Source organism: Armatimonas sp. (assembly GCF_031410135.1).
GTDB lineage: Bacteria > Armatimonadota > Armatimonadia > Armatimonadales > Armatimonadaceae > Armatimonas.
In genome coordinates this window covers 1-4,391 of sequence record NZ_JANNYP010000344.1, presented here as the reverse complement: position 1 = coordinate 4,391, position 4,391 = coordinate 1, and the positions used below count along the sequence as shown (strand labels likewise).

4 protein-coding genes are annotated in these 4,391 nt (G+C 55.8%); 2 read left to right on the top strand and 2 right to left on the bottom strand.

Features of this window, described 5'->3' with window-relative positions:
• Positions 1–106: 106 nt before the first annotated feature.
• On the bottom strand, positions 107–784 hold the full coding sequence (locus tag RMO15_RS12615; RefSeq protein ID WP_309712924.1) for a hypothetical protein: 678 nt from the start codon (positions 782–784) through the stop codon (positions 107–109).
• A gap of 282 nt (positions 785–1,066) precedes the next feature.
• Here RMO15_RS12615 and prfA point away from each other — a divergent pair, with 282 nt between their 5' ends.
• Positions 1,067–2,131 (top strand): peptide chain release factor 1, encoded by a 1,065-nt coding sequence (gene prfA / locus RMO15_RS12610; protein WP_309712921.1) that lies wholly within the window; start codon positions 1,067–1,069, stop codon positions 2,129–2,131.
• A complete protein-coding gene (locus RMO15_RS12605; protein WP_309712919.1) occupies positions 2,132–2,992 on the top strand; it encodes a mechanosensitive ion channel domain-containing protein in 861 nt (286 codons plus the stop codon).
• Here the strand turns inward: RMO15_RS12605 and ispG are convergent.
• Positions 2,989–4,188 carry a (E)-4-hydroxy-3-methylbut-2-enyl-diphosphate synthase gene (gene ispG / locus RMO15_RS12600; RefSeq protein WP_309712917.1) on the bottom strand — a complete coding sequence of 400 codons (1,200 nt, stop codon included), beginning with the start codon at positions 4,186–4,188 and terminating at the stop codon, positions 2,989–2,991. The two genes, RMO15_RS12605 and ispG, sit on opposite strands and share 4 nt — an antisense overlap.
• Positions 4,189–4,391 lie beyond the last annotated feature (203 nt).

The window sequence follows — 4,391 nt, the reverse complement described above, 5'->3', positions numbered from 1 at the left end:
CTGGTATGTCTTGGAAGTGCTCTATGAGAGAATATCGCGTTGTTTTCGGGGTATCCGTGGCTTCCATCAATGGGGTGAGGCCCTCCTGAGCCAAGTGCATTTTGGCTCAGAATACCTCGGATTTTATATGCAATCGCCCTTCCTCGACGGTGAGTTTCTCGCCCATCAGGGAGACACTCCCGGAGAGCAATCTCGTATTGAGCTGTCCGGCTCCTCCCCGGTTGGGGAGTTTTTGAAGAAGCTCTTGCCCAAAGGGAGACGCCTGAGGCTTGAGGGGACTGTTGATCCCACTCCCCAGGAGCGTAAATCGAAACGATCCAAACGGCGGCCCCTGCACAACAGCGGTCAGTTCCAGCAAGAGCATCATCTGAGATCTTCGCGTGCTGTCCAGTAGGATCAAGTTCTGAAACGATGCATCATAAATCTGAGTAGACTCTGGGAGAAGTCCTTGCACCAGCATACGCTGGCTTGCCGTACACTGCGCCACAGCAAGCCCAGCGCCACAGAGCTGCTGCCACTGCGCCTCGGTCACAGTCTCCAGAAATGCACTCGTGGTAGCCTCAACGCGTGGTGCCGTGGGATTGCGGCTGTAGGTGACACGCTCCGCCGGGCCAATTGCTGTCACACTCCCAAACCGACGTAGGCTCTGACCAAACGCCCCCACGAAGTCTTGTGGCATCCAGCCAGCAGTCGGTGGCGTCCCCAGACGCTCATGTGCCAGTTTGTCCTGCTGGTAGAGCCACTCGCCTAAGATCCCAAACCCCTCCATCGTTGGCCCAGGCATCCTAAGCGGAGTTTTCTCAGGGGCGATGCAAAGCAGATTACCGTGGCGTTTTGTATCCCATCGAAGAGAAGTAAGCGCATCGGCAAGTGTGTAGCTCGTAATGGTACGACGATTTTGTGGCATTATGATACAATCCCTTAGATTCTACGATGCACAGCTTCCTTCACGCCAGCCTCTGGCCCCTTCCTCTATAGCCTCCGGGCTACTGCATCTTTCCACGTCTCCCTCTTTGCTTCGATTTTCGCTTGTTGCTTGCCTTTTTGTTTGATTCTGGAAAAACCCATGTTTGAAAAACTACTCGACGTTGAAAAACGCTACGAAGAACTCCTCCATCTCATGATGGATCCCATTGTCGCCACGGATGCCAAACGCTATGCGCCCGTGGCACGCGAGCACACCGCGCTTACTCCCCTCGTGGAAACCTTCCGCCGCTACAAAGCCGCGCTACAAGGAATCATCGATGCGGAAGAGATGCTCAGCGATTCCGAGATGAAAGAGCTGGCCCAAGCCGAGCTGGACGATCTGAAGCCCCAGGTCGTGCCGCTGGAAAAAGAGCTACGCCTCATGCTCTTGCCGAAAGACCCCGCCGATGAAAAAAGTGTCATCATGGAGTTCCGTCCCGGCACCGGCGGCGACGAAGCGGAGCTTTTTTGCGGACAGCTCTTGCGGATGTACATGCGCTACGCCGAGCGCAAAGGCTGGAAGTCTGAGCTGATCGCAGCGCAGGAGACGGGCATTGGCGGTGTCAAAGATGCCCAGCTCTCCATTCAAGCCGAGGGTGCCTTCTCCCAAATGAAGTTCGAGGGCGGCGTGCATAGAGTCCAGCGCGTCCCCGTTACCGAGTCTGGCGGGCGCATTCATACATCTACCGCGACGGTTGCAGTGATGCCGGAAGTGGATGATGTCGAGGTGCACATTGACCCCAAAGACCTCAAGATGGATTACTTCCTCTCGGGAGGCGCGGGTGGCCAGAATGTCCAGAAGAACGAGACTGCCGTCCGCATCACCCATATCCCCTCGGGGATCGTGGTCGCCTGTCAGGATCAGCGCTCCCAGCTCCAGAACCGTGAGTCCGCCATGCGCGTCTTGCGCTCACGCCTCTACGATATCGAGCTGGAGAAAATGATGTCATCGGTGACACAGAATCGACGCTTGCAAGTGGGCTCTGGGGATAGGTCGGACAAGATCCGAACGTACAACTTCCCACAAGATCGCCTCACGGACCATCGTATTGGGCTCACCATTCATAGCCTGAACAACATCATGGACGGTGACATTCAGCACATCATAGACTCGCTCGTGAGTATTGACCAAGCCGACAAGCTCGGTGAGGGCGGGCTGGTCTAGATGCCCCCCACACCCGCTCCCAGCCCGACTCCCAAGCTCCCGATCTCCGCGCGGGGCGTGGTGGAGGATTTCTCGGAGCTAACGGGCCTGGAGCGGCTGGCCTACGGACGCATCGTGCTCTTTGCGCTGGAGCTGGCCCTGCTGGTGTTGCTCTATCTGGCGATGCGCTGGCTCCTCAAGCGGGTAGTGCGCCGCGTCGGGGAGCAGCTGGCGGTACGGGCCAAGGCGGAGCACCAAGCCTCGCGGGTACGGAGCCTTGCGGGTCTACTCCAGAACACGGCGGATTTTGTGCTGGGCTTTGTCTTTATCGTCTCAGGCCTGAGTCTCATCGGGATCAACGTCGCAGCAATTATAGGAACCGCCAGTGTCGCCGGTCTCGCCTTTGGTTTTGGAGCCCAGAAGCTCGTCAAAGACGTAATCACGGGCTATTTTCTGCTACTCGAAGACCAGTACGTCGCGGGTGACTACGTCACCATCGGCACTGTCACAGGCACCGTTGAAGAGCTTGGCATGCGCATTACCCGAATCCGCGACGATGACGGAAAGCTCTACATTCTCTCCAACGGCGACATTGCCCAGGTCTGCAACCACAGCCGTGGCCTAGTAGGAACTAGCTTCGAGCTTTCTGTCGGAGCTGCTGAAGACATCACCGTGGTAACGAAACTCATCGAAGAGGCACTCGCCACCCAGAACCTTCCCGAGCCCGCTAGAGTTGAGGGAATCACAGCCGCCGATGCCACCAAGACCACCCTCCGAATCACGTTCAAAGCCCCCCACGGCCAGCGCCCTGTACAGCTCCTACCCGCGCTCCGCAGTACTCTCCGCGACGCACTTCTGGCCGCTAATATTACTCTGGCCTAGCTCTCTATCTTGGGCTCCTGCCACATACCATCGGCCCTGATCAGTGCAATCAGCTCTTCCACACCGACGCTCTGATCCACTGTTTTGATTTCGTCACGCTTGCGATAGAGCGTGATCTTTCCACCCGCTTTGCCTACATAACCATAATCGGCATCTGCCATTTCGCCGGGGCCATTAACGATGCAGCCCATCACGGCAATATCAAGTCCCACTAAGTGATTCGTCGCACGTTTTACTTGATTTAAAACTGTTGGAAGATCAAATTTTGTGCGTCCACAGCTTGGACAAGCGATGAACTCAACTTGTGTTTTTCGCAAACCCAGTGCTTGAAGGATCTCATAACAAACAGGTAACTCTTGGATAGGATCTTCGGATAAAGAAACCCGAATGGTATCACCAATACCTTCAGCAAGTAGCGTTCCGATGCCTGTGGTGGATTTAATCCGTGCGTACTGACCATCACCGGCCTCAGTAACACCGAGATGGAGTGGGTAGTCCATACCTTCGGCGTCCATACGCTGTACCATGAGGCGATTCGCGGCTAGCATGATCGGGACGCGGCTAGCTTTGAGGGAGATCACAAGATTACGAAAGTCATACTTCTCGCAGATACGCAGATACTCGAGGGCGCTCTGTACCATCCCCTCGGGTGTGTCACCATAGGTGACCAGCATACGCTCCGCCAGTGAGCCGTGGTTCACGCCGATGCGTATCGCAATATCGCGCTTTTTACACGCCTCGATCACGGGCACGAGGCTCGCCTCGATGGCCTCACGCTGCTCCTCGTGCTCGGACTCGGTAAACTCGTCGCGGCCCGTGTGCTTGTGAAAGACAAAAAGACCGGGATTAAGACGCACTTTATCCACGTACTCCGCGACAGCGACAGCAATATCGCTACCCTGGTGGTGCACATCGGCGACTAAAGGTACGTTGACAAGCCGCGCCCGGAGCTTATCCTTAATCTCCCCTAGCTTGTGCGCCTCCATCAAGGTTGGGGTCGTGACACGAACAATCTCCGCACCTTTACGGGCCATCTCGGTAATCTGACGGACACAGGACTCGACATTTTTCGTCTCCTCCGTGATCATGGACTGAACTACAACCGGGTGGTCACCACCGATAAAAATATTGCCCACACGAACAGCACGGGTCTTGCGGCGAGGAAAGGTCAAGGGAAGCGAATCGTAGAGGCTCATGCCTCTATTGTACCCTTCTCTCCCCATCGAAAGTTCCACAAAACAGAGGTCCCTAACGAGCCCACAAACAGAAATGGCCCTTCCTGGTTTCACTAAGCTTTCACTTAGCAAGACCAAGAAGGGCCAATCACATAAATTCTGGCGTCGCGCTATTTTCCCAGGGGCTTTTGCCCCAAGTATCTTCGCCGCAATAGGGCTTAACT